Below are 23953 nucleotides of genomic sequence, written 5' to 3' on the forward strand. Positions count from 1 at the left end.
TGATTATCACAGCCACGAAGCTGCCACACTACCATAGAAAGCGAGAATTATTTGATAGTGACGCCAATTTTTAACTATTAGGAGTTTACGGCGACTCCATGTCGTCCATCGTGCATTCTTCGATCGTCGCCGCCGCAATCCGCATTGCCTCATTATGAAATTCCTTCATGCAAGACTTGTAAGCGTCTTTATCGCTATCGAAGGAACACAGCGCCGCAATATAACCCTCCTTGCCTCTTTCCAACTTCAGCAGGAAATGAACCCGCTCGCCGACAGCGAAAGCGGAAAGATCGATGCGCTTTGCAACGGCGAACGACATATTCATCTCATCAAATCCGATTGAATGATCCGGCTTGTGCGACATGCCTACCTTGGACTCAAGGCTGTTAACGGCCGTGATCAAGCCTTCTCCCATTGGCACATAACAATGTATCGTCAAATTCATCGGTCTATCGGCATGTGGGTCTAATTCCGCCTTCTGACCCTTTGCAGACGCCAGCGGGAAGCCGCCGGCAATAGCCAAGAACGTGACGAACGAGACAACCTGAACTCTTAGAATTCTTGCGGCCATGATCAAACCTGAGCCCTGAGTTTAGCATTCCATGGATGATACGCTCTGCCAGAATATGATTTTAGACCCTTCATATAACACGCCTTGATCATCGGTAGAATCCGTCCCCGATACCGAGCGAAACATTCGTTTTGGCGATGGACGCGGCGCCGTCGCGTTCGCTTCCTGTCAGCGCCCTGATAGCGTCGATTGTCTCCGGGATGACGATGGCCTGGTTATCGACCATATAGGCGTAAAAGACCTCAGTTCCCTGAACGGTTACAAGATCCTCCCAAAGGGCGACTTCGTATAGATTGTCGTGAGGCCGCCCGAGGTCAGCCATGAGTTCCTTGACGGAGTTCAACGCCGACAATCCATCCCCCATTTTTATCAAGGAAATGCGTGACGACGAGCGGAAAGCGGCCAGTATTTCTTCCCTTTCCGCGGCACGCGACAATTCCACATTCCAGAAATGAAGATGCGCGAGCGTCTCCGGAACTTTGACCGCCATTGTCACGACATCGAGTTCCGGATCGACGCTCTGCGCATCGGGGCCCTGATGACTTGGAATGTGTTTTTCAGGAACGAGCGTATTCATGATGCCGCCCTCATGACTTTCCCAGGGGTCAGTGGCCCGGCGCAACAGCGATCCACGCGCCCGCTTGAGAAGCCCTGCGCGCTTGAGGGCGCTCAAAATCCGAACGATTGACGTCGTATTGCACGAAACGACCCGCGTGGCGTCTTTACCGAATGCGCTTTCATAAGTTGCTTCCGCAACAAAGGAATGACCCGCGACTTCATGCGCTTCGCCGCCTTGAACAATGAATTTTAGCTTTCGCTCCTTGTAGAGGGGAACGTTTTTCGCAGCCACTCGCTTGGGCGTACAATCGACAACGATGTCCGCATCATCCAATAGATCGTTCAAATTTCCCGCGATCTCAATGCCCGCTTGCCGCATCGCATCGGCCTGCGCGTCAATAGCTGAGAACACGCGAACGCCTTTCTGCTGCGCCGCGCGAAGCCGCCAGTCGCTGGCGACATCAGCAACGCCGGCCAGCTCCATATCATCCTGCAGCGCAGTCGCAGCTGCGACCCGTTTGCCAATGACGCCATACCCGGCAATAGCGACCTTCACCTTCCTATCGAGCATCTCGCTGCCTCACTTTCAAACACTTACGCCGGTCACACGGCTCCAGCGACAATATTCTTCGGGTCTCCTTCAATAAACGCCTCTATATTCTCAACTGTCGTTTCGACAATGCGCGCGACAGCCTCATGCGTATTGAACGCCGAATGCGGGGTGATGATCACGTTGCGCATGCGCATGAGGATATGATCCGCCACGAGATTGCGCAGATCATGACGGTCACAATACGTTGAACAAATCAGCTCCGCTTCCTCGCGGATGAGCGGCTCGTCTGGCAGAACGTCGAGGCCCGCCGCGGCGACCTTTCCGCTCGTCAGCGCCTGGATCAGCACTCGGGTTTCGATGACGTCGCCGCGCGCCGTATTAATAACCACCACGCCATCCTTCATCTGCGCGAATGCGTCAGCGGACAGAAGATGGCGCGTTTCCGGAGTGGCCGGCACATGCAAGGTGATCACGTCCGACCTCGAAAGAAGTTCGTCAAGATCGACATAGGCAAAACCGTGCGCCGCAGCGAAGGCGTCATCCGGCGCAATGTCGAAGGCGAGAACCTTCATGCCGAACCCGCTCGCAATGCGGATGACATGACGTCCGATATTGCCCGTTCCGACCACGCCGAGCGTCTTTCCTTCCAGATCGAATCCGCGCAGACCCTCCGGCGAAAAAGGGCCCATGCGCACGCGCTCCACGGCCTCGATCAGCCGGTGGCTTAAAGCCAGCAATAGCGCAAAAACATGTTCGGCGACGGTGTTTTCGCCATAGGTCGGGACGTTACAGACGAGAATGCCCCGTTCCGCACAATACGCCGTATCGATATGATCGAACCCCGTTGAGCGCGTTGCGATCATTTTCAACGCTGGCAGGCGCTCCAACACGCCGCGATCGAGCCTTGAATAGATAAATGTCGAGACAATCTCGACATCAGAAAATTCGTTCGTATTACCGACCTGCAACGGTTCCCTGATCAGGCGCAAATCATGATCAGCTTTGAAGCGTTCAAATACAGGCGCTTCACGCTCTTCCGTTTCAAAAACCGCTATGCGCATGGGGAACGAATTCCTCCGCTTGCTACTTCTTCTTATCTTCGTTTGGGAGTTGTCCCCCGCGCTTTCGCTCCGCGTCTGCGACATGATGCTTGACGGAGATAAAACTGTCGGGCGTGACGGATATGGAGTCGATGCCGCACTCGACCAGGAAGCGCGCAAATTCCGGATGATCGCTGGGCGCCTGACCGCACAGACCGACTTTCGCGCCCGCTTTGTGCGCCTCCGCAATAACGTTCCTGATCATCCATTTGACTGCCGCATCCTGCTCATCAAATAGATCGGCGAGATCTTCCGAATCCCGATCAACGCCAAGCGTTAACTGCGTCAGGTCGTTCGAGCCGATGGAAAACCCGTCGAAGCGCTCCGCGAACGCCTGCGCAAGAATGACATTCGAGGGAATTTCGCACATGACATAGACCTGAAGTCCATTTTCTCCACGCTTCAGGCCGTTCTGCGCCATCACCTCCAGCACCCGGTCCGCCTCTCTTACCGACCGGCAAAAGGGGATCATCGCCACGACGTTTTCAAAGCCCATTTCGTCGCGCAATCTGTGGATCGCCCGACACTCAAGGGCGAAACCGTCGCGATAGCGGGGCGAATAATAACGCGACGCGCCGCGGAAACCAATCATGGGATTAGCTTCCTTTGGCTCGAAGCCTGCACCGCCGATAAGACCTGCATATTCGTTGGTCTTGAAATCGCTCATCCGGACAATCACCGGTTTCGGATGCAATGCGGCGGCGATGCGCGCCAACCCCAGCGCCAGCTGATCGACGAAATAATCGGCCTTCTTCTCATAGCCTCGCGTCAGCTCGTCGATCTGTCGCTTCACATCCTTATCCTTCAACGCATCGAAATGGGCGAGCGCCATCGGATGGATTTTTACATGGTTCGACACCACGAATTCCATGCGCGCCAAACCGACGCCGTCGGAAGGCAGCCGCCACCAGCGAAAGGCCGCGGCCGGATTGGCGAGATTGAGCATAATTTGGGTCATGGTCGCAGGGATTTCGGAAACGCTTAACTCCTCGACGTCAAAGTCGGCGACGCCTTCATAGATAAACCCTTCCTCTCCTTCCGCGCAGGAAACGGTGACTTCCTGTTCGTCATGGAGAACACGCGTGGCGTTGCCCGTTCCGACAACCGCCGGCAGGCCAAGCTCCCGGCTGACGATCGCTGCATGGGACGTGCGCCCGCCGTGATCGGTGACGACCGCCGCCGCGCGTTTCATAATTGGCACCCAGTCGGGATCGGTGTTTTCCGTCACCAGAACGGAGCCGTCCTCGAACCGGCCGATCTCGCCCGGATCGCGGATCAGGCAGACCCTGCCGCTGACGATGGCGCCGCCAATGCTGAGGCCGGTCGCCAGCGTTCGGCCTTTCGACTTGATGCCGTAGCTTTTGAAGACGCCCGTCTGTGCATGGGACTGCACCGTTTCTGGCCGCGCCTGAACGACGAAAATCTCGCCCGAATGGCCGTCTTTCGCCCATTCGATGTCCATCGGAACGCCGTAATGGCGTTCGATCTCGCAGGCCCAGCGGGCGAGCTGTAATATCTCCTCATCGCCGAGCACAAAAGCTTCGCGCTCGGCGAGCGATGTCGGCACGGTCCGCGTCGCACGTTCGCCCCCGCGCGCATAGACCATCTTGATGATTTTATCGCCGCGCTTTTTGCGCAGAACGGGCTTCAACCCACCATTCGCAAGCAACGGCTTATAGGCCTGGTATTCATCGGGATCGACTTGGCCCTGCACGACGGTTTCGCCAAGTCCCCAGGCGGCGTTGATAAGGACAATGCGATCAAAACCCGTTTCCGTGTCGATGGTGAACATGACGCCCGAACCGGCAAGGTCCGAACGCACCATCTGCTGCACGCCGATCGACAAGGCGACCTTCAGGTGATCGAAGCCTTTCGCCTCGCGATAGCTGATCGCCCGGTCCGTGAAGAGAGACGCAAAACACTTCCTGCACGCCGCTAAAAGCTCGTCCTCGCCGCGGATATTGAGAAACGTCTCCTGCTGGCCGGCGAAGCTCGCATCCGGCAAGTCCTCTGCCGTGGCGCTGGAGCGCACGGCGACGTCGGCGTCCTTCTCTCCGATGCGCTCGCAAAGTTTGTGATACGCCTCGACGACGGCGCTCGCGAGGTCGCCCGGCCAGTCCCCCTTGAGAAACGCCGATCGGATCGCTTTGCCCGTTTCCGCCAGCGACGCTTTGCCTGATTTGAACTCCGCAAGGCGGTTTTTGATGACCTCGTTGAGGCTATTGGCTTCGAGAAAGCGCCAATAAGCGCCGGCGACGGTTGCAAATCCCGGCGGCACGCGCACGCCGCGGTCGCCGAGGCTGCGGACCATTTCCCCCAGCGAGGCGTTCTTGCCGCCGACCAAAGCCACGTCCTCGCGACGAACGTCCTCGAACCGGACGACTGGCGCTTCCGATATCGTATCCGGCATTTAAGCCCCCCTCACACTGGGTCTTTGCTCTATTATACGCTGGGAATGCTATGCTCACTCAAACTTTCCCCGCAATATCATCGAATTTAGGGAAGGCGCCCGACTCGACCAAGTATCAAGTGGCTTAAATATTCAAAGTGGGAGAATTGCCAAACGCAGACCTATCAAAATGCCGATTAAAATGTTGGCGACCTATGGCGCTGGCAGGTAAGTGTCAATTCTGCGCGATAGTCACGCATGGCGTGTATTCCGTTTAGCACCTTCGGCATGATTAACATATCATGCTTTTGGACCGGCAATTGTTGTCGCGTATGCTATCGAACCCACAGCAAACAAGAAAAGCGCAAATTCGGCGCTAAGCGTGAATCGCAAAGCTCTGCGTCCAGCTTCCTGTTCAAATTTTATCCGTTTAGTTACAGAAAATTTGTTAAAGGCACCCAACGCGAGCGCGATGGAGGCTGCAGCCAACTTTCCGAGAAGCAGTCGCCCGTATGCAGAACCAGTCAACCCCTCCCACCCCCCCACCAGTCGCCACGCGAGAACAAGGCCTGCGGCGAAGAGAGCGGGGATGGCGAATTGGGCGATACGACTAAATGCCTCAAGTCGCCCCACGAGCTCTTTGTCGTCGATAGCGGTGGCAGGCCAAAGCGCAACCGGTGCTGCAAACCAGAACCCAGCTACAAGAACATGAAAGCCTACGAGCCACGGCATGACGCCAGGCGATTCAAGCCCTTGCGTGTGACCAGCGAGCCCAAACCCCGCACTGAGGATTAAAGCCGCCGCCAGCATTGCCAGCCGTTGCTGATTCAGCGCGCCTATAAGAGCCGAAAGACAACCGACGATTACGGCGTAAGCCTGCACATTATAGGTCCGCCAGATCCACGGAAAGGTGTCGGAATTGACGGCTGCAACCATCGTTCCGCCCAGTTTCGCATTCGCAAGTAGCAGCCGCGTAGCATAAAAGCACAGAACCATAATCGACAATACGCCAGACGCCGATATTCCAAGCGTTCGCCTAACGCCCGTCGCACAAATGGCCAGCATGCCGATGAACATTAACGTGGCGGCGTTATATCCGAACTGAATAATAAAACTGAATAGAGAAATCGCGTCAAGCATAAGGACGCTATCTAACCGAGAACTCAATCTTGCCGCTCAAGGCATGACCGTCCTTTGCGATAGCGCGCCAATAAAATACGTACGAGCCAGACCCAAGAGACGGAAGGGGAATGACAAACACTGTCTGAAATTCCTTCGGTTTCACATATTCAAGTTCGATAGATTCGCCCGTCGACGTTTCCAACCGAATATCCACGAGACCGACGTCGCCGTTAAATGCGAATTCTAAATTTTCCGGAACTGGATTTTTAGGCGCCGCGTCATATATGCCGCCGTGTTCTATATTCGACGACTTTATCATGACGTGTGCTTTTGCCGGCATACCGGCGAACATGAGCATGATCGATATTGCCAAAGCCTTTTTCATTTCGATTTTCCTTGTTCTCAACGCTCTCCGTTCCTGTCTAAACGGACAATTGCGTCCACTTCGACAGGGGCGTTTAACGGCAGCACACTTACGCCAACGGCGGTTCTCGAATGTTTGCCAACCTCTCCAAATACACTGAGGAAAAGATCCGAAGCACCATTCATCACAACGGGTTGGTCGAAAAACTCTTTGCCACTGGCGATGAAGCCCCCGAGCCTGACAATGCTTCGAACACGGGCTAAATTACCGCCGCAAGCCACCTTGAGCTGAGCCATGAGATTTACAGCGCAAAGAGCGGCGGCGCGCACGCCCTCCTCGATGCCCACCTCCTCGCCAACCCGCCCCCTTGCCGTCATCTTTCCCCGGGAAAGCGGCAATTGCCCTGATACATAGACAAAGTCCCCGACGACGATAAAAGGCGCGTAACTCGCGACAGGCGTCGCCGGCAGGGGCAATTCAATACCAAGATCCTGCAATCTCTTGTCAATCGAGCTCACACTCACGCCCTGTACCCACCATCGATTTGAAAATCAAAACCGCCGCCCAATAACAGCTCAGGGCGGCGGTTTCTCCAACGGTCAATCCGCCTAGAATTCGGCTGTGGCGCGCACGTACCAGAAGCCGCCGTTAAAGCCCTGCGGCGCGAAGCGCGGATAAATGAGGCCGCTGCTGATATTCCCCGCGCGCGTGTCGAGGTCCGGGTAATTATCAAATATGTTCTCCGCGCCTACCGCCAAGCGAACATTATCATTCACGTCGTAGCCGAGCTCGAAATCCACAAGCCATTCTGCGCCAAATGTTTGATCGTCGGCCGGCGAACCGCCATAGTCTGTCCACTTACCGTAATAATTGCCGCGAATGAGTGCTGAAAACGGGCCAGTGCGCAACGTGGCCTCCGCAAGGGCGCGGTAGTGCGGCGTGAAATCCTCCAGCTCAAGCGTCCGCTCGCGGTTGATGGCCGTAATATTGCGAACCGCTGTCACCTTCGTATCGGTATAGTTGAAGGTCCCTAAAAGATTTAGCGATGAATCTCCCACGAACGGCGTTTGATAAGTTGCGACAACATCGACGCCTTGGGTTCGGGTGTCGAACGCATTGGTGAAAAATCGAACTGAGCTGAGCGACCCTCCAGTTGTGATTCCTGAGGCGATCAGCGCCGCTTGCTCGGCTGGACCAATCGGAATATCGCCCGACACACTGATCCGGTCATTGAGTTTAATGTTAAAATAATCGGCAGTGATCCGAACGCCGCCGGGGATATTGAGCACCAGTCCGCCAGCGAAATTGAATGACTCTTCGACACTCAGCGGCTCGGCGCCAAAAAACATCGCGACCGGATTTGTCGGCGGAATTTGTCCGCTGATAAGCGTCGCCCCAGTTGACAGATCAATATTGGTCGAGGTTTGGGAAAGATTCGCCTGCCCCGGCGTCGGCGCCCGAAAGCCTGTGTTCACAGAACCACGGATCGCAACGCCGTCGAAAAGTTCCGCCCTGCCCGAGACCTTATAATTAAAGGTCGTGCCAAAATCGTCGAAATCTTCGAAGCGAATAGCTACACCGCCAGAGATCCGTTCGGTCAGATCTGCTTCGAGATCGAGATAAAGCGCGTAGTTCCAACGTCCGAAATCGCCGACCTCAGTCGGATTAAACCCCTGGAAGCCGCTCGATCCCACGGCGAGCGGAACTGTCATTCCACCGTCCGGATCGGCAAATGAAGAAGCAAACGGCCCTACCTCCCAGGATGCCTGGTCGCCGAGCGTTATCAGGTAGTCCTCACGATGGTATTCAGCGCCAACAGCCACGTTGAGCGGTGAAACGAATGCGGCGACATCCATAAGATAGACGAAATCCAAGTTCGCCGTCGTCTCACGCTGGGTCAGCGTGCCTGGGTCGAACTCGGTCGGAGACGCCGGTCCGAGCGACGGGTTTACAGTTTGACCTAGATGATAATCAGTCTTGTTTTCGCCGTGATAGAGACTTGCGTCGAAACTCAAGTTCTCGGCGAGATCGCCGCGTACGCCGCCTGCCGCGCTCCAGTCCGTGGTCGTCGCTTCAAACTGTGGCGAAAACCCGCCCGGAAAGACAGAGGTGAAACTGAAGCGCTCGCCCCCAGGCATGGTCGTCAATGGAACGCTAGAGAAAATTTCCGTCCGCGACACTGGATTGCGGTAAAAGAAGCTTGTTACTCCGTTTGTTCGGCTATAGTTGCCGAACAGATAAGCTTCCAAATTATTGTTGAGATCGATCCCGGCGTTGAAAAACGACCGGAATGCGCTGCCGTCGGGATTGCCCCAACGCTGTCCGAGACCGTTTTCCGGCACATCCTCAATATCGATCGTTCCCGCGCTGACGAGCGCGGCCACATCCGGCCGCTGTGCGCCGCGCGAGGTTTCTTCGGAATTCACATATTCCAGCGCCACATGGAAAAAGCCGGAATCGCCCAACGGCAATCCGATGTTGCCCTGAACGCTGATTTCTTCACCGTCTCCTTCATAATACTGCCCATATTGCGTGCTCAGGCGGAAACCGTCGCTATCCTCAGCTAGATTAACGTTGAGAACACCCGCAATGGCGTCCGACCCATATTGCGCCGATGCGCCGTCCCGCAGGACCTCAAGTTGGCTGATGGCGTTCGAAGGAATCGTCGCCAGATCGGGTCCCTGCGCTCCCAATGTCTGCGGCAGACGGCTGGTAGCGATTAGCGCCGAGCGATGACGACGCTTTCCATTGATCAGCAGGAGCGTTTGATCGGGCGCAAGACCACGCAAGGTGAAAGGGCGCTGAAACACGTTTCCGTCATTTGTAACGTAACGCTGGACATTGAGCGATACGACTTGGGTCCGCAGAATATCCGTCAGGTCCGCAGTGCCGCTTTTTTCCAGAGCATCGCCGCCTATCACGTCAATCGGAATCATTGAGTTTCCGACCGTGCGGTCGGCTCGCCTCGTGCCGGTGACAACGATCGTGTCCCCGTCGCCCCCTGCCGCATCGCCGTTTTCCTGCGCGTAACCGACGCTGAAGGTCGCCTGCAAACCAAGCAACATCGTCGTGCAAAGCGCCGTATTCCCGAATATTCCGCGCAACCTTTCATTTCCTAATTTCATTTCTTAGCCCCTCCTCAATCACATCCCAGGCGCCACGCATGACGCCTTCGGCCCTCCCGGACATAAATCAGATCGCCACGAATAATCCCGTGGGATGACGCCACAACAGTGCCATCGGGTCCATAATGACCCCACGCGACCCTATGCGGTCAAATCGAATTATTTCCGATACTTATTCTTTTATGTTATGACTTCAGCGGGTCAGCGATAAACAGTTAGCAGCAAACGGGATACTTTCCTCCACCACTTTTGCATGCATTATTTTCATCGATGGTGCCACAAAGTAACGTTGCCCTTATGACAATCTACAAGCTTACAAAAGACAACATCGGCACCAGGATTTTAACTAATGGCGCTGCAGCGAGAAGAATATGACGCGATGTTCCGCTTGCAATAGAAACGCTAGTCAAAAAACTTGCACAATGGATTATCGATAAGAATAAGGTCAAGATTATTGTCTGTGATGAGTATCGTATGAATTTGCCTTGTATGAATCATGTGAGGAAATCGGGGATTTAGATTTGACAAACTCGACGAATGTCGGCGCTAAGTCGCACAAATCAGCAAAAGCCCGTCATAAATTGAATTCCAACCTTATTGGAATTGAATGCCTCCGTTGCAAAACGAAGCATGAACTAGCCGACTACTTCACCGGTTGCCCGTTGTGCCTAGCAGAAGGTTACCCGGCAAGCGTTCGCCAATTATATAGCGCCGACGCATGGCAAGTGAATTCTGGGCATAAAGGCATGACGCGATACGCTTCGTGTTTGCCTTATACCAATTTTACGACACTCGGCGAAGGCGGCACGCCTTTAATCGCCGCGCCAGCGCTCGCCGACGGCATAGGAACCGGCGCTATTTTCGTAAAATGTGAAGGACAAAACCCCACAGGTTCGCACAAAGACCGGATGAGCGCACTCGCCGTCACCCGCGCATCGGATATCGGAGCCGAGACGGTGATCGGAGCGTCTTCCGGGAACGCAGGCGCGTCGATTGCGGCCTATGCTGCGCGGGCCGGTCTTCAATGCGTGATTGTTACGACGCATGATATGAATCCGATCTGGCGGCGTGCCATTGCGGCGACCGGCGCCCGATTAGTCGAGGCAAAGAACTCTCTTGACCGGTGGGAATATGTCGAAAAACGCGCAACTGAAGACGGCTGGTTTCCGGTCACCAATTACATTAACTCGCCTGTCGGCAGCAATCATTTCGGCGTGGACGGACTAAGGACAATTGCATTCGAACTTTTCGAGGAAACGGGCGCACAAGGCGTCGACGCCATTATCGTTCCTACATCTCGTGCGGACCTCATTTGGGGCGTCTTCGAAGGATTTCGATTTTTAAAGGAAAACGGCCTTATTCAGCGAGTGCCTCGGCTTTACGCCGTCGAACCATTTTCAAGAATAGATTCGGTCCTCCGGGGAAGCGACTATCGAGGGAATTTTGAAGGACACACGCGCCAAATCTCCATTGCGGGGTCAACGGTAACGTATCAGGCGATTGACGCCTTAAAGCAGTCGCAAGGCGGCGTTGTCGTCGTGAACGATGACGCGGCAGTGAGCGACCAGCGGATATTGGCGCAGAACGGATTTTATATGGAACTTTCTTCAGCCGCCAGCCTCAGCGGACTGAGACGATTACTCGACAGGGGTGATATCCATGCCGACGAACGCGTTATATTGATCGCAACGTCTAGCGGGTATAAGGAATTCGATTTTTAGGAATCTCTCATTTCGAAGTATTTCTGATTAGAGCTTTTGTCGCTTAAGCCACCCGAAGTAGCTGAAATGGTTTTCGATCATGAAGCTGAATTTGCTACCGTTGCTTTAGTTGCGCCGTCCTTGTGATAAAGCGCTGGCGTCTGATGAAATAAAATGCGCTTCCGATCAGCGACAAAAAGATCGCTGCGGCCCACGCCTTTAATGAAGCATGTCCTACCAACCAGATCGAAAGCAGGAAGGCGAAAACGGGCACGATCAAACCGCCAGGAATCGCGAATTGTCGCGGGTCTTTGTCCATTGTTTTTTCTATCCGCGGCAAGGACGCGATCGTCAACGCATAGGTAATGAAACGTACCAGCGTGCTAACCGTCGCCAGCCAGACAAATCCGCCGCTAACGCCGAGCAAAATCCCGAGGCCGCCGCAAAACAGGATGGAATTGCCCGGTGTCCCGAACTTCGGATGAACCGCTGCGAACCATTTAGGTATCGTTTCCTGCTTGCTCAGGGCGAAGGTCAATCGCGGTCCCACGAGCATCGACGTGGCGCTGGAGCCCGCGATCGAAAAAACGGCCCCCAACGCCAAAATGGACGCCCCGATGGGACCGATGAGTCGTTCAGCAACCTGAGCGAGCGGCGTTTTCGTTTCCGCAATAGCCGGATCGACTGAAATCGAGACGACCTGGATTGCGATATAGAAGACGGAGACCAGCGCAACGGTCGTTACTAATGCAATGGGAATGTCGGCCTTCGGATTCTTTGACTCGCCGGCGTTAATGACCGCCACTTCAAAACCGATAAACGCGTACATGAGGATGAGGATCGCTTCTCCAAGCGCTCTCATTTCGGGAACGCTCGCGCCTATGATGGCGTCCAGTTCCGTTGACGGCAGGCCGAACAGCACGAGAAGAAACAGCGGCGCAAGCTTCAAGATCGTCAGGACATAAAGCAGCGTCAGACTGTTGCGCACGCCGATATAGTTGATCCAGGTGTAGAAAGAAATCAGCATTGCAACTGCCATTGGCCGGATCAGGGGCGTATCAAGCGCCGGCAGGAACCAGCTTGCATAGCTCACGAGCAGGTTCGAGCTCGCCGCAAGCCCCGCGACGCGGCTGATATAAAGCAGCCACCCTGTCTGGAATCCGACAAACCGGCCGAAGGAATGGGTCGTGTAGACAATCGGCCCCCCGGTTTCCTTAAAAAAACTCGCCGCTCTTGCAAACGACAAAGCGATTGTTGTGATCAGCAACGCGGCGATCAGAAAAACCCACGGACTGAAATACCCGGCTTGTTGCATCGCGACGGCAGGCAAGGCGAAAATCCCTGAGCCGATGATCCCGTTCAAGGCGATGACGCCCGTTCCAATGCGTCCGGTTGTTCGCGCAAGCTCAGTATTATCCGCCAAGTTGATGCTCCATTGTCTGTTCGTTTTATTTCTCTTCAGGTCACCACAAAGCGGATTATTACGATGTGACGGCACGCATGCGGGCAAACGCCGCCTCAAGATCAGCGATCAGGTCCGCCGGGTCCTCAAGGCCTGCATGCACGCGGATAAGTTCACAGTCTTCGTCAATTACGCTCGCTACCCGGACAGGTTTCGGCCAGGCCGGCACCAGCAGGCTCTCATACCCGCCCCAGCTGGAGCCCAGGCCGAAGAGCGACAAATGGTCGAAAAACGCCGACGCCGCTTGATCGCTCATTCTAGCAAGCTCGACGCCGAATAATCCCGACGCGCCATCGTAATCGCGCCGCCAGATATCATAACCCGGATCGTCCTTAAGCGCCGGATAGCGTATCCGCGCCACTTCCGGCTGCTGCGCTAGCCACTCGATCAGGCAAAACGCGTTTTGCTGATGGCGCTCCATGCGCACGTCCAGCGTACGCAAACCGCGATGCGCGAGATAACAGTCATCCGGGCTGGCGCTATTGCCCCAGCGCCCGGCCATATCCTTGATCTTCTCAAAATGAGATCGGCTTCGCACGCTGATCGACCCAAGCATGATGTCCGAATGGCCTGAAAAATACTTCGTGCCCGACTGAATCGATACATCGACGCCATGATCGAGAGGACGATAGTACAGCGGCGTCGCCCATGTGTTGTCGATCAGTGTGATCGCTCCCGCCGCTCTCGCCGCCTCGACCACGACAGGGATGTCAATCATCTCGAACAATTGCGAACCAGGCGATTCAAGAAACACGGCGCGTGTATTGCTGCGAAATTTAGATCGTATCTCATCACCGATTCTTGGATTGAAGTATGAGATCTCGACGCCGAACCGCTTCAGAATTGTCTCGAAAAACTTTCGCGTCGTGCCGTAAACGCAATCGGCGGCGAGCAGATGATCTCCGGCGCTCAAAAAAGCCGCCGCCGCCAGCGCATTCGCCGCTGTGCCGGACGAGGTGATCAACGTATCGCTTGCATTCTCCAGTTTCGAAATTGCGTCCGCTAGTGCAAATGTGGTTTTGGTGCCATAAAGCCCGTAGATCACATCGTCGTAATATCCGTCATGTCGGCGCTTATAGGCCTCGACAGTAGGATAGAAGACGGTCGAGGCGCGATAAACCGGCGGATTGAGGATGCCGGCCTGTTCCGAAGGTCTCGGGCCGCCATGCGTCGCGACCGTCGCCTGCCTCAAGGCTTCCTTTTTCGCGCTCTTTTGCGATTTTTTATCATCAATTATGTCAGTGTACGGGTTATTATCCGCCTTCACCGCATTCCCCCTGTCTTTATAGTTCTATCGTCAGCCGCCTGTCGAATTTCGTACATCTGTTAATATATCCGTTTAAAGAATTTCGACTTTCGGCAAGCGATGCGCGTGAATCAGACCGGTGTGTCAGGCGCAGTCTCCCCGGTCCCGGCACAGGCCGGGATCGCTTACTCTTGTTCGTCTTCATAAACTCCTTTCAAAGTCTCTTGCCGCATTCAGCGCCAGCTGAGTCATGTTGTAAAATAGAAAAATGTGGCTAGGGTATTCGGGAATGTAATGACCCTCGGGACAACTTAATGAATCTCCGCCAACTGGACGCTTTTCGCGCTGTAATGATGACTGGTTCGGTGACGAATGCGGCTGAATTCCTGCACGTCTCCCAGCCTGCGGTAAGCCGGCTGATCGCCGACCTTGAACACGTCGTCGGCTTCAGTCTGTTCGTGCGTGAAAAGGGAAGCGCGCTGGCGCCGACGCCGGAAGCGGAATCCTTCTTCCAGGAAGTCGACCGTAATTTCGCAGGGCTCGACACGCTAAAGCGGGCCGCCGATGACATTCGAAACTTTCGATCGGGTCAATTGCGGATCGCAAGCCTGCCAGCGCTAGCAATGGGCTTCTTGCCGTCCGTTATTCAGAAGTTTCACGCGCAGCACCCGTCCGTAACAGTGCAACTGCAAACACGAAGCTCTTCTACAGTTCGGCAATGGGTCGCGGCGCAGCAGTTCGATTTGGGACTCGCCCGTCCCGGCGAATATCCGGGCGTGGACGCGCGCCTGTTCACAAGCGTACCAGGCGTGTGTGTTTTTCCGCCGGGCCATCGCATGGGCGCGCTCGACGTCGTCAAGCCGAAAGATTTCGAAAGCGAGCCGTTTATTTCATTGGCGCTCGAAGATCTTTCGCGTGCGCGAATCGACCGTGTATTTGAAAAAGCCCGCGTTTCGAGAAACATCATCGTCGAAACGCAATATGCGGCGACTATCTGCGGCCTTGTTCTCAAGGGCGTCGGCGTTTCAATCATCAATCCGATCACGGCCATGGATTTCATCGAGCGTCATCTCGAAGCACGCCGCTTTGAGCCAGAAGTTCAGTTTGAATACATGCTTTTTCTACCCAAACACAAACCACCGTCCCGCCTCACCGAGTCATTCTTGAAAATTCTTGAAGAGGTTCGAGACGAAGCGCTGGAACTTGCGATGTCCCGGACTGTAAGACGCAAGCGCGCCAAAGCCAAATAGGTAGACCAGTCGAGTGCTGAGCCCGCAATCAGCGGCTCGTCAACTCAAAGGCCTATGTCGAGTCCTTTCTCCGCCAAGCGGCGAAACATGAGGCTTCAGCCCGGCGAAGCGAATGATTGACACCTCGGTCGAGCCATCAGAGCAGCATGGCCATGAATGCATTGATGACGAACTGAACCCGGAATTCCGGTGGAGCGATGTCCGACGCAATATCCTTAGTTTGAAGGGATATTTCTCAGCGCTCTAAGTCCGCGAGCATCTTGCGAAAATAGCTGAGCACAAAGCCCCCGCTCTTCTAGCGTGGGTTAACTCGCCTGAACTTCCTGACGCCTCCGAACCCTTACCCGCTACTCAAGTTATGCATGAAGCCCTGGACGAATGACGGGGCAAAATCAGACGCGGCACAATGAACCCTACGCAATCGGTTGATTTATCAGTATATTGTCCATCATTCAGACAGACTAACTTCTTGTAATATCGCCCGAAATTCAGCCTGTGGTGCCTGACATAAAGTTCGATACGCATTCACAAAGGGGCGCCCTTTCTCAAAACGAGCTGCTTCGCTCATTTTCGACCCCGTCGCAGGCGACGATGTGCAACAAACCGGTAGAGCCGTTCCGACTTGCACATCTGGGAAGTCCCAGTCACGAGTTTTCTTTGAACTTATTTCCAATTGCAAAGAATTGCTGCCATGCCGCCAAAGTCTGAAGCGGCGCGTAGCGAAAAGGCGCGTACATGCAAATATTGCAGTATGAAATAGGCTGAAGGCGTTATCGAGCTCATTGGTAGCTATATACGCCGGGCCCCATAATGATCACATCTTTCTTCCGACGATATGGCAAAGCCGAGAGAAATGGGCGCCCAGTTTTCAATTCAAGGCACATACTGCATTCAACAACGTCAACAGTGGCTGACGTTTTTTATCGCTTTCTTCATGAGAGAGAATTTCGAGAAGGATCTGAGGAAAAGTAACCACATGGCCAGCGCAAAAGCGGATGCGTTCAAGAAATATTCCCTCGCGCGTTGCGTCAGCCGCTCTCACCTGATCGGCGCAAACATAGACGTCGTACCCTTCGAGCAGCATGGACAGCGCAATTTGCGTAACGGCGCCTTCAAGGAGGGCGCCGAGAAGAATGAGCGAACGACGCCTCATCTCGCCAAACTTCCCGATAAGAGCGCTATCGATCAAAAAATCGGCCCCTCCACGCAATTCGAGAAGTGGCGCCTCGATGGCGTCGGCAAGATCCGCGGCTAAAGACCATTGCGGCGCCTCGCTGTTTACGCCCCCGCTTCTCGCTAGCGGCTCTTCGATGAGAATAATTGCGCAGTTTCGTGCTGCAATCATGGGTTCTCCGGCCATTCGACTGCTCCTTTATAATCCGTGCCCGGCTCCACTCTTTCCTCGGGCTACCGGCTCGCTGTTTTGTACTCGGACGGCGTCACACCGACGAAGCGCCGAAAAGTCTCGGAGAAATGACCGTGGCTCGCAAAACCGAGCGCATGGGCGACAGTCGTAACGGTGGCTTCTGATCTGGCGAGGAGTTCGCAGGCGCGGGCGATGCGACGCTCGGTAAGATAGCGGTGCGGAGCGACGCCGGTCGATGTCCGGAATGCGCTCGCGAAATGATGAGGGCTCAACTCCGCGACACGCGCGAGGTCGGCTTGGGTCAATTCTTCGCCGAGATGGGCGTCGATGAAATCAACGACCCGGCGCAGACGCCGGCTTCCAAGACCGCCGTCTGTTGTGCGGCTGCTTCTCGCGCTGGCGTAGTTGCGGAGAAGATGAACCGCGAGAACGACGCCCAGCGATTCAAGATAAGGGCGCCCCGACCATCCGCCAAACTGGAGTTCGAGGCGCAGCTTTGCAACGATTGAGTCGATTTCCGGATCACGCACGCCAAACCGCGCGCGAATGGCGCCCTTTTCGCGAACGCCGATTTCGCGAAGCTGCTTCTCGATGAGCGCAGGCTCGAACGCGATGGTGAGCAGCGTGGGCCTGGCGCGCCATCGCGAATGGCAAGGCGCACCGGCCGGAACGATCTGCGCCGAATTCGGCAGTAGCCATAGGCGACGGGAATTATCGCCTCCCACGGGGCGCCATTCCATCTCGAAAGCATCGCTCTCGACGACGGCGACGACTAACTGAGCGGCGCCGATTTCGACGCCGTCATTCGCCGCGAGACGGCCGCGGCTGACAGTGACGCCGCCGGCGGTCAAGCGACTGCAAAGCATGAAGCCCGGCGACGGCTTCGCGCCCGTGAAGTCGATGAGTTCATGTCGCCGCCAGCGATACGCCGCACCCATCGCAGACTCAGCGTGCAGCTTCTTGTTCGCGGGCGGTCAGGCCATCGTAATACTGGCGCATCAAGTCGTAATGCTCGTCTTTCAGCGCATCGGTGAACGGAAGATGGTCGGGCGCTTGATCGCCAGTGAGCAGTATGCTCGGACACTGGCCTTCGTAATTGCCGAGGCTTGGGAGATGCTGGCGGTAGCCGACAAGCGCCGCCACATCTGGCGGAAACGACCGTGCTATTTGCGGCGGATAGGCGAGCCACTGGTTCTCCCAGGGCTTCAGCCAGCCGAGACAATAGGACATGATGAGCCCGCGCCGCGGTTTCGCGCTGCGGTTGGCGCCGCCCGAATGCAGGGTCGAGCCGAGAAAGAACAGCGCCGAGCCGCGCGGCATCACAGCAGAAACGGCGTCATCATCAGGGAGCATTTCTTCCGGGTTAGCGAGATGGCTCCCCTGCCAAAGCCGCGTCGCACCGTTTTCGGCCGTAAAATCGTCAAGCGCCCACATGACGTTGACCATGTATTGCATCGCGCCCTTGGGGCCCGCCCACATGTCCTGGTCGCGATGAGGCGCTTGCACCGGCGCGCCCGGATGAATCTCGATCGCCTGAGTCAGATTGAGCTGAAGGCACTGACACCATGCCCCGACGGCGCTTTCGACGACGCGCATGACCGCCGGGTGCATAACGATGTCTTGCGCCTCGCGCGAACGCCGCAGCACGGCGCCAAAGCGTTTCGTTTCGGCGCCGTAGAACATGCCCCGGCCAAAAGCAGCAGCTTCGAAATGCGGATCGAGTTCAGCGCAAAGCCGATCCAGCGACGTCGGATCGAGGAGCGCCGGCGCAATGGCGTAGCCGTCTGCGAGGAGCCGGTTTGTGAGCGCATCGACATCGAATTCCGTCGAATCGAATTCTTGGTTGGTCGCGATAGATTGCATGGACATGTCTCCGATTGGTCAGGCGGCAAGTTCCGGTCGATGTTGAGAAAGACGCGGCGCCGCAGGCGGACACCGCCAGTTCGCCGCGAGCAGGCCGGCCGTGTCGTCGTCCATGTGGATCTCGACGGCGCCTGCCGGCGCGCCCCCGGCCGATTGCGGCAGGCCGAGCGGCGTGCAGCGCCAACCCGCGGAGAGAAGCTCCGAGAGGAAGGCCATATGGCAGACGGCGGTGTAGCTCGCGACGTCGGCCTGCTTCGCATAGTCAATGATGCCGCGCGCCAGGATATTGCGCGCCGCGATGCGGTCCCTCTTGCGCAGCGGCAGGCAGAGTCGCGTGATCTCTCGAATGGCGGGCCCTCTCGGAATGGCGGTTTCGCAGAGTTCGGGGAACACCGTGTCGAGGAGATGCGGCCGGTCGGTGCGCAGTAATCGAATTGAGGCGACATGCCGGTCCGCATTGTCCGAAAGGACGAGATAGGAAGCGTCATCGTCGTCGAAGGCGTCGCGCTCCTCGCCATTTTTATGCGGGAGGTCCCAACCGAAGATATCGACGAAGAGACGCTTGCGGTCGCGATGCATCGATCGCACGAGGTCCGGAAATTCTTCGAGATTGCGTCGGTCGATGAGGCGAAGCATGAACCCTCCACGTCTTGCTGCGTGGAGGGTTCCCCGATCTCGCCTTCAAGTCATTGTGCCGATCGGCACATTGACCGGACTATCGAAGCGCGTCGACAAGTCCGATCTGGCCTTCGAAGAGCGCGCGCATGACGACCTGCATACGGCTGCCAACCTCGTAATGAGCGCGCGCGTCTTCGATATGCCGTTTGACCGTGCCTTCCGAAATCCCCAATATTTTGCCAATTTCCCAATTGGACTTGCCCCGCGCGGCGAATAGCACGCATTCAAGCTGCCGCTGCGTCAATGGCCCCTTTATTGGACGCTTTGCTTCCGGAAAGGCGTTGAACACCATCGCTCGCGCCGCCTGGAAGGCGAATCCGCCGATGAGCTGCGCCATTTTGAGATTGTCATGCGGCAAGGCGCGTCCTGCGGCCATTGCAAAGTTGCAGCTTCCGTTCGCCTCGCCCGGCACATGAGCGGGAACCGTATATCCATCGTCGATTCCCGCCTTGACGGTCCGCTCGCGGATTTCGCGATGCGCCTCGGTCACCGGAATAAGCGTTGGTATGTCCGACCAGCAGAACCCGACATTAGTGCGCTGGCTCGCCAACAGCACCGGGTCGTTCGCGACGATATTGTCGGCGATATAGCGCTCAATCCAGCTCTCAGGGTAGGTGCCGAGCGCGACGAGTTCGCCTTCCTCCATATGCGTCAAGGCTTCGGAATAACCGCTGAGGTCGACATGATGCATGAGCGCGAAATAGTCAAAACCCATTTCGGTCGTGATGTCGGCTAAAAGTTCGCGCAGCTCTGCAGGGCTGCCCAGGGTCCGAGCTTTGTCGACAAACGCCTGGACGGCGTTCAGACCGGTCATCGATCGCTCTCTCCTTCCCGACTCGCTCGGAACAGCCATCGAACCAATGGACAAGCGTAATCGGGCTAACTCTAAAATTGACGATAAGTATTTTGACGGAGTCTATTAATCTCAGAGAGTAACAATCTCAGGTAGAATCTGGAAGCGCAATTACATATTTCTGGTTAACTCTAACATTGAAGCATACACAGAACCCGCGCACGCGTAGCCGTTCCCGTGTGCGCGCAAATGTGCAAGCGAGCAACGCCGTTTTCGATCAACGTTGCGGCGCGTGATCGCGCGCGAACGAACCACAACGAAACCGATGGCGGGCCGACTCTCGATAACGGAAAGCATATACCGCACATTGATGGAACGTGTGCTCGCCGGCGCATTTTCGCCCGGCGCGCGGATCGACGTAAACGAGATTGCCGCTGCCGACGGCGTCAGTCCGACGCCTGTGCGCAATGCGCTTAATCGGCTGGTCGGCGCAGGTCTTCTCGTATCGCACTCCAACGAAGGCTTTTTTGCGCCGATCCTTTCCGAGCAGGATCTCCGCGAACTTTATGATTCCAGCGCCGCGTTGCTCGGGCTCGCCATCGCCAGGGCGGCCAACGCGCGGCCGCCGCCAAAATACGCTCCAGTCGATAGCGCGCATTCTGACGGAGCGATTGAACAGCGCACCGAAGCGGCGTTTCGATACATCATGCGGTTTTGCGCCAATACTCAGCTTTGCGCCGCGCTGGACGACATCGCCCTCCGGTTGAGGCCGGTTCGCGTTCATGAAAGCGAAGTGATAGTTAATGGAAACGCCGAATTGCGAAGGATTTTGCGGGCCCATGAAGCGCTCGACTTTACAGAACTGGATCGGCTCATCGGCGCCTATCATCGCCGCCGCATCCGCCTTACGTCCGAATTGCTAGCGAAGATGCAGTAGCACGATTCTCGTCCCGCTGCTGCAGCCGCTACACCAGTCAGGACGCGTGCATAAAATACCCTGTACGGAGAATATTTTCAGAAAATCTTCCGGCCAAGATCAAAGCCCCTGAATCGCCAGCAGAATATTCTGATGATTATCTCACAATTGCTTAGGGATAGTCGCGCTCCGAACCTAGACTCGTCTCGCCATGGTTCTCATGGCGAAACTGAAAGGAGCAAGTCATGAAACAGAATGACAGCCGTGACGACGGCATTATCGATCGCGAAGACGACATCGTCGAACTCGGATCGGTCACGGAACTCACCAAGGGCTTTCTGGCCGAGCCGCCCGAGACCCAAGACGGCGAGAACTGAGCTGAAGGGCGCTGGTCCGATTGGGCCAGCGCCCGCTCTGCTTATGGGAGCCGGCGATGAACGACGCGGGACTTTTCGCGGCCGATGTGGGCGGCCAGATCGTATTTCTGAATGTTGCGCGCAACAGATATCTTGCAGTAGCGCGAGAAATATTAGCGCCGTTCCTCGTTCAGGAAAACGAGCGGGGGCGCTTCACGCCGGCGGAAATCGACCGCGCCGCCACGGCGCTTCGGCAGGTCGGCTGGCCAACCGCGCATGTAAAGTCTGCGCCGCTCCCGCTCACCTCCCATATCCAAGCAACGCGTTCGCTTGAGCTGTCGCCCTTAAAACCGACACGTTTGGCGGATCCGCGCGCAGCGCTGAGCCTTCTTCGCGCAGCGAGGAGACTTAAGCGCCGACAACTTGCCGAAATTGTTGGATCGAGATTGGCCCATCGGTCGAAGATCGCCTGCTTAACAAGTCCGGCGCGGGTCATAGAGCGAAGTCTTGCATTCGCGGCGTGGCGCCCGCTGGCTTCGGACAAAGACCGCTGCCTTTGCGATTCGCTTGCGCTCTCGATGTATCTCGGACGCGACGGCAAGGATGTCGACTGGGTGTTCGGCGTGAGCGCGCCATTTTTTCTGGCGCATTGCTGGCTTCAAATGGGCGATCTCGTGCTGAACGATTCGATCGAACACACCCGCCAATACGCGCCCATCATGATCGTGTGAGCCGGAGAGATGCTGCAATTCATCACTATTGTGCATAACGCCAGCGACAGCGCCGCCGGCAGGGACGCGTCGGCGCTTCGAAGCGAAGCGCTCGACCTGCATCCCGATTGGCGCATCGCTTTCGAGGCGCCCGGGCTTGTGATTATTCAGAAGCGCGACGCTTCGCTCGCCCATGCTGGCGTCCTCATATCTGACAGAGGGGGCTATGTCGCCGGCGCGCTGTTCGAACGCGACGACGGGGCAGGCGTTCCTCGGGCAGTGACGGCGCTCGATGCCCGCCGCATCACCGGACGGACTGCCGAGCGGTTGTTCGACGACTATTGGGGAAGCTATGTCGGTTTCGTTCGCGATTGCCATCGTAACCTCGTCCATGTCGCACGCACGCCTTCAGGATCGGTCACCTGCTACTATGGCAAGCGCAGCGCCGCATACACCTTCTTCTCCAATCCGAAAGACGGCGCGCGCCTCTCGCTCGACAATCTCGAACCAGACTGGGGATATATTCTGCGGCGCGTCTGCAATAACCGTTTTCGAGATAGTTCGACGGGCGTGCTGGGCGTGCGCGAAATCGCGCCTGGCGAAATCGTCACGGTAGGGCAAGATGAAGAGATTGCGCGTTCAGTATGGTCGCTGGCGTCGTGCGCCCGCCGAGAACCGATCGCAAATCATGCGGCCGCTGGCGAGGCGCTTCGTACGACGGTGGATGCCGCCACAGCGGCGTTGGCGACCGCTCATGGACGCATCTGCGTTCGGCTGTCCGGCGGCCTCGACTCGTCCATCATCCTGTCGTCGCTCGCAAAAGCCGGTGCGGATATCCGCGCGATTACTTATGCGACCACGGAACCCGACGGCGAGGAGCGCAGCTATGCACGGGCCGTCGCTGATCGCTATGACGTTTCGCTGACGGAAATTGTTCGTGACCCATCGCGCGCACGACTGCGGGAGATTCAACATCCGCTCGCCATTCGGCCATGCTTGTGGATCGCAGACGCGGAATCCGAGGAGATAGAGGCCGACTTCGCTGCCCAGAATGGCGTCGGCGCTTATTTTGGCGGGCGAGGCGGCGACATCGTCCTCTATCGAAGCCGCGACAGCCACGCGACGACTGATTTACTTGAAGCAAAAGGCTTTGGCGTCGGCTGGCTCCGGGAATTATGGCGGACAGCGGCGCGCCGTAATTGCGCGCCCTGGGTGATCCTGCAGGAGGTCGCCACTCTCCGGCGCGAGCAGCGAAATCCGGAAATGACCCCGTGGGCGCCCGACTATCTAACCGAGGAAGGGCGCCAACGCCTTCGAGCCGAACCGGTCGCGCCCGACCATCTGCCAATCGGAAAACGGCGGCACGTTCAGACACTCGAAGACCGCTGCAACTATTACGACTGCTTTCCCTATGCGGACTATGTTTATCCGCTGGTGTCGCAACCCGTGATCGAAACAGCGTTGCGCATACCGAGCTACATCCTTTCACCGGATGGCGATGATCGCCGTCTTGCCCGCGAAGCATTCCGGCAACGGCTGCCCGATGAAGTTTATCGCCGGCGCAGCAAGGGTGGTACCGGAAACTATCTCATTCAAATGCTCATGCAGGAAAGACGGTTTCTGACCGACTATCTTGCCGGCGGCCTGCTCGCCGAACAGGGCGTTCTCGATAGTAACAAAATGGCGGCGATGCTTCGCCCGCAGTCGCTCATGACGGTGAAGAACCACATGATGGAGATCGTCGGCGCGATCACCGTCGAGGCGTGGCTACGTACGTGGACGAGTGCGCGGGCGTCGAAGAGGCCAAATGAGATGCACGTTGCGATATAGC

21 protein-coding genes are annotated in these 23953 nt (G+C 56.5%); 7 read left to right on the forward strand and 14 right to left on the reverse strand.

Annotated features, from left to right (window positions below; translation table 11 throughout):
* Nucleotides 1-85 precede the first annotated feature (85 nt).
* The 8 genes from ACQY5P_RS10520 to ACQY5P_RS10555 all read right to left on the reverse strand — a co-directional run bounded on the left by ACQY5P_RS10520 (nt 86) and on the right by ACQY5P_RS10555 (nt 9782).
* Nucleotides 86-571, reverse strand: coding sequence for a copper-binding protein (locus ACQY5P_RS10520; RefSeq protein ID WP_428406817.1), 486 nt, complete (start codon nt 569-571; stop codon nt 86-88).
* 88 nt (nt 572-659) lie between these two features.
* The gene (locus tag ACQY5P_RS10525) at nt 660-1700 is read right to left on the reverse strand and encodes a type II glyceraldehyde-3-phosphate dehydrogenase (RefSeq protein ID WP_428406818.1); all 1041 of its coding nucleotides are present in this window, start codon (nt 1698-1700) and stop codon (nt 660-662) included.
* A 32-nt stretch (nt 1701-1732) separates the two neighbouring features.
* Nucleotides 1733-2743 (reverse strand): hydroxyacid dehydrogenase, encoded by a 1011-nt coding sequence (locus tag ACQY5P_RS10530; protein WP_428406819.1) that lies wholly within the window; start codon nt 2741-2743, stop codon nt 1733-1735.
* 22 nt (nt 2744-2765) lie between these two features.
* Nucleotides 2766-5192 (reverse strand): phosphoenolpyruvate synthase, encoded by a 2427-nt coding sequence (ppsA, locus tag ACQY5P_RS10535; protein WP_428406820.1) that lies wholly within the window; start codon nt 5190-5192, stop codon nt 2766-2768.
* 279 nt (nt 5193-5471) lie between these two features.
* Nucleotides 5472-6311 (reverse strand): copper resistance D family protein, encoded by an 840-nt coding sequence (locus tag ACQY5P_RS10540; RefSeq protein ID WP_428406821.1) that lies wholly within the window; start codon nt 6309-6311, stop codon nt 5472-5474.
* A 7-nt stretch (nt 6312-6318) separates the two neighbouring features.
* Nucleotides 6319-6678 carry a copper resistance CopC family protein gene (locus ACQY5P_RS10545; protein ID WP_428406822.1) on the reverse strand — a complete coding sequence of 120 codons (360 nt, stop codon included), beginning with the start codon at nt 6676-6678 and terminating at the stop codon, nt 6319-6321.
* Nucleotides 6679-6695: 17 nt separating this feature from the next.
* Entirely contained in the window at nt 6696-7175 is a 480-nt protein-coding gene (locus ACQY5P_RS10550; protein WP_428406823.1) for a RidA family protein, read from the reverse strand.
* Nucleotides 7176-7265: 90 nt separating this feature from the next.
* Nucleotides 7266-9782 carry a TonB-dependent receptor plug domain-containing protein gene (locus ACQY5P_RS10555; RefSeq protein ID WP_428406824.1) on the reverse strand — a complete coding sequence of 839 codons (2517 nt, stop codon included), beginning with the start codon at nt 9780-9782 and terminating at the stop codon, nt 7266-7268.
* A gap of 521 nt (nt 9783-10303) precedes the next feature.
* On the opposite strand from ACQY5P_RS10555, the gene ACQY5P_RS10560 reads away from it, so the two are divergent.
* On the forward strand, nt 10304-11503 hold the full coding sequence (locus ACQY5P_RS10560) for a threonine synthase (RefSeq protein WP_428406825.1): 1200 nt from the start codon (nt 10304-10306) through the stop codon (nt 11501-11503).
* Nucleotides 11504-11597: 94 nt separating this feature from the next.
* Here the strand turns inward: ACQY5P_RS10560 and ACQY5P_RS10565 are convergent, their stop codons facing one another.
* Nucleotides 11598-12845, reverse strand: a complete 1248-nt coding sequence (locus tag ACQY5P_RS10565; RefSeq protein ID WP_428406826.1) for an APC family permease — start codon at nt 12843-12845, stop codon at nt 11598-11600.
* A 118-nt stretch (nt 12846-12963) separates the two neighbouring features.
* Nucleotides 12964-14136 carry a cystathionine beta-lyase gene (metC, locus tag ACQY5P_RS10570; protein ID WP_428406827.1) on the reverse strand — a complete coding sequence of 391 codons (1173 nt, stop codon included), beginning with the start codon at nt 14134-14136 and terminating at the stop codon, nt 12964-12966.
* A gap of 368 nt (nt 14137-14504) precedes the next feature.
* On the opposite strand from metC, the gene ACQY5P_RS10575 reads away from it, so the two are divergent.
* Complete coding sequence (locus ACQY5P_RS10575; RefSeq protein ID WP_428406828.1) at nt 14505-15440, forward strand: LysR family transcriptional regulator; 936 nt, start codon at nt 14505-14507, stop codon at nt 15438-15440.
* Between the two features lie 853 nt (nt 15441-16293).
* Complete coding sequence (locus ACQY5P_RS10580) at nt 16294-16695, forward strand: hypothetical protein (protein WP_428406829.1); 402 nt, start codon at nt 16294-16296, stop codon at nt 16693-16695.
* Between the two features lie 152 nt (nt 16696-16847).
* Here the strand turns inward: ACQY5P_RS10580 and ACQY5P_RS10585 are convergent, their stop codons facing one another.
* The 4 genes from ACQY5P_RS10585 to ACQY5P_RS10600 all read right to left on the reverse strand — a co-directional run bounded on the left by ACQY5P_RS10585 (nt 16848) and on the right by ACQY5P_RS10600 (nt 20161).
* A complete protein-coding gene (locus tag ACQY5P_RS10585; protein ID WP_428406830.1) occupies nt 16848-17744 on the reverse strand; it encodes a helix-turn-helix domain-containing protein in 897 nt (298 codons plus the stop codon).
* Between the two features lie 7 nt (nt 17745-17751).
* Entirely contained in the window at nt 17752-18669 is a 918-nt protein-coding gene (locus ACQY5P_RS10590; protein WP_428406831.1) for a phytanoyl-CoA dioxygenase family protein, read from the reverse strand.
* 18 nt (nt 18670-18687) lie between these two features.
* A complete protein-coding gene (locus ACQY5P_RS10595; protein WP_428406832.1) occupies nt 18688-19305 on the reverse strand; it encodes an acyl-homoserine-lactone synthase in 618 nt (205 codons plus the stop codon).
* A 79-nt stretch (nt 19306-19384) separates the two neighbouring features.
* Nucleotides 19385-20161, reverse strand: a complete 777-nt coding sequence (locus ACQY5P_RS10600; RefSeq protein ID WP_428406833.1) for a LuxR family transcriptional regulator — start codon at nt 20159-20161, stop codon at nt 19385-19387.
* A 304-nt stretch (nt 20162-20465) separates the two neighbouring features.
* On the opposite strand from ACQY5P_RS10600, the gene ACQY5P_RS10605 reads away from it, so the two are divergent.
* From ACQY5P_RS10605 to ACQY5P_RS10620, 4 genes are all read left to right on the forward strand, one after another.
* On the forward strand, nt 20466-21077 hold the full coding sequence (locus ACQY5P_RS10605; protein WP_428406834.1) for a GntR family transcriptional regulator: 612 nt from the start codon (nt 20466-20468) through the stop codon (nt 21075-21077).
* Nucleotides 21078-21301: 224 nt separating this feature from the next.
* The gene (locus ACQY5P_RS10610; RefSeq protein ID WP_428406835.1) at nt 21302-21433 is read left to right on the forward strand and encodes a hypothetical protein; all 132 of its coding nucleotides are present in this window, start codon (nt 21302-21304) and stop codon (nt 21431-21433) included.
* A 56-nt stretch (nt 21434-21489) separates the two neighbouring features.
* The gene (locus tag ACQY5P_RS10615) at nt 21490-22143 is read left to right on the forward strand and encodes a lasso peptide biosynthesis B2 protein (RefSeq protein ID WP_428406836.1); all 654 of its coding nucleotides are present in this window, start codon (nt 21490-21492) and stop codon (nt 22141-22143) included.
* Between the two features lie 9 nt (nt 22144-22152).
* Entirely contained in the window at nt 22153-23952 is a 1800-nt protein-coding gene (locus ACQY5P_RS10620) for an asparagine synthase-related protein (RefSeq protein ID WP_428406837.1), read from the forward strand.
* Nucleotide 23953: the final 1 nt, after the last annotated feature.

Origin of the sequence: Hyphococcus sp. (assembly GCF_965267305.1) — a bacterium.
In the GTDB taxonomy this organism is placed as follows: Bacteria; Pseudomonadota; Alphaproteobacteria; order Caulobacterales; family Parvularculaceae; genus Hyphococcus.

Bases quoted from the DNA above. Each gene is read 5' to 3' on its own strand.
- ACQY5P_RS10520 (WP_428406817.1), bottom strand. From the start codon at position 571: ATGGCCGCAAGAATTCTAAGAGTTCAGGTTGTCTCGTTCGTCACGTTC.
- ACQY5P_RS10525 (WP_428406818.1), bottom strand. From the start codon at position 1,700: ATGCTCGATAGGAAGGTGAAGGTCGCTATTGCCGGGTATGGCGTCATT.
- ACQY5P_RS10530 (WP_428406819.1), bottom strand. From the start codon at position 2,743: ATGCGCATAGCGGTTTTTGAAACGGAAGAGCGTGAAGCGCCTGTATTT.
- ppsA (WP_428406820.1), bottom strand. From the start codon at position 5,192: ATGCCGGATACGATATCGGAAGCGCCAGTCGTCCGGTTCGAGGACGTT.
- ACQY5P_RS10540 (WP_428406821.1), bottom strand. From the start codon at position 6,311: ATGCTTGACGCGATTTCTCTATTCAGTTTTATTATTCAGTTCGGATAT.
- ACQY5P_RS10545 (WP_428406822.1), bottom strand. From the start codon at position 6,678: ATGAAAAAGGCTTTGGCAATATCGATCATGCTCATGTTCGCCGGTATG.
- ACQY5P_RS10555 (WP_428406824.1), bottom strand. From the start codon at position 9,782: ATGAAATTAGGAAATGAAAGGTTGCGCGGAATATTCGGGAATACGGCG.
- ACQY5P_RS10575 (WP_428406828.1), top strand. From the start codon at position 14,505: ATGAATCTCCGCCAACTGGACGCTTTTCGCGCTGTAATGATGACTGGT.
- ACQY5P_RS10580 (WP_428406829.1), top strand. From the start codon at position 16,294: ATGGGCGCCCAGTTTTCAATTCAAGGCACATACTGCATTCAACAACGT.
- ACQY5P_RS10585 (WP_428406830.1), bottom strand. From the start codon at position 17,744: ATGGGTGCGGCGTATCGCTGGCGGCGACATGAACTCATCGACTTCACG.
- ACQY5P_RS10590 (WP_428406831.1), bottom strand. From the start codon at position 18,669: ATGCAATCTATCGCGACCAACCAAGAATTCGATTCGACGGAATTCGAT.
- ACQY5P_RS10595 (WP_428406832.1), bottom strand. From the start codon at position 19,305: ATGCTTCGCCTCATCGACCGACGCAATCTCGAAGAATTTCCGGACCTC.
- ACQY5P_RS10600 (WP_428406833.1), bottom strand. From the start codon at position 20,161: ATGACCGGTCTGAACGCCGTCCAGGCGTTTGTCGACAAAGCTCGGACC.
- ACQY5P_RS10605 (WP_428406834.1), top strand. From the start codon at position 20,466: ATGGCGGGCCGACTCTCGATAACGGAAAGCATATACCGCACATTGATG.
- ACQY5P_RS10610 (WP_428406835.1), top strand. From the start codon at position 21,302: ATGAAACAGAATGACAGCCGTGACGACGGCATTATCGATCGCGAAGAC.
- ACQY5P_RS10615 (WP_428406836.1), top strand. From the start codon at position 21,490: ATGAACGACGCGGGACTTTTCGCGGCCGATGTGGGCGGCCAGATCGTA.
- ACQY5P_RS10620 (WP_428406837.1), top strand. From the start codon at position 22,153: ATGCTGCAATTCATCACTATTGTGCATAACGCCAGCGACAGCGCCGCC.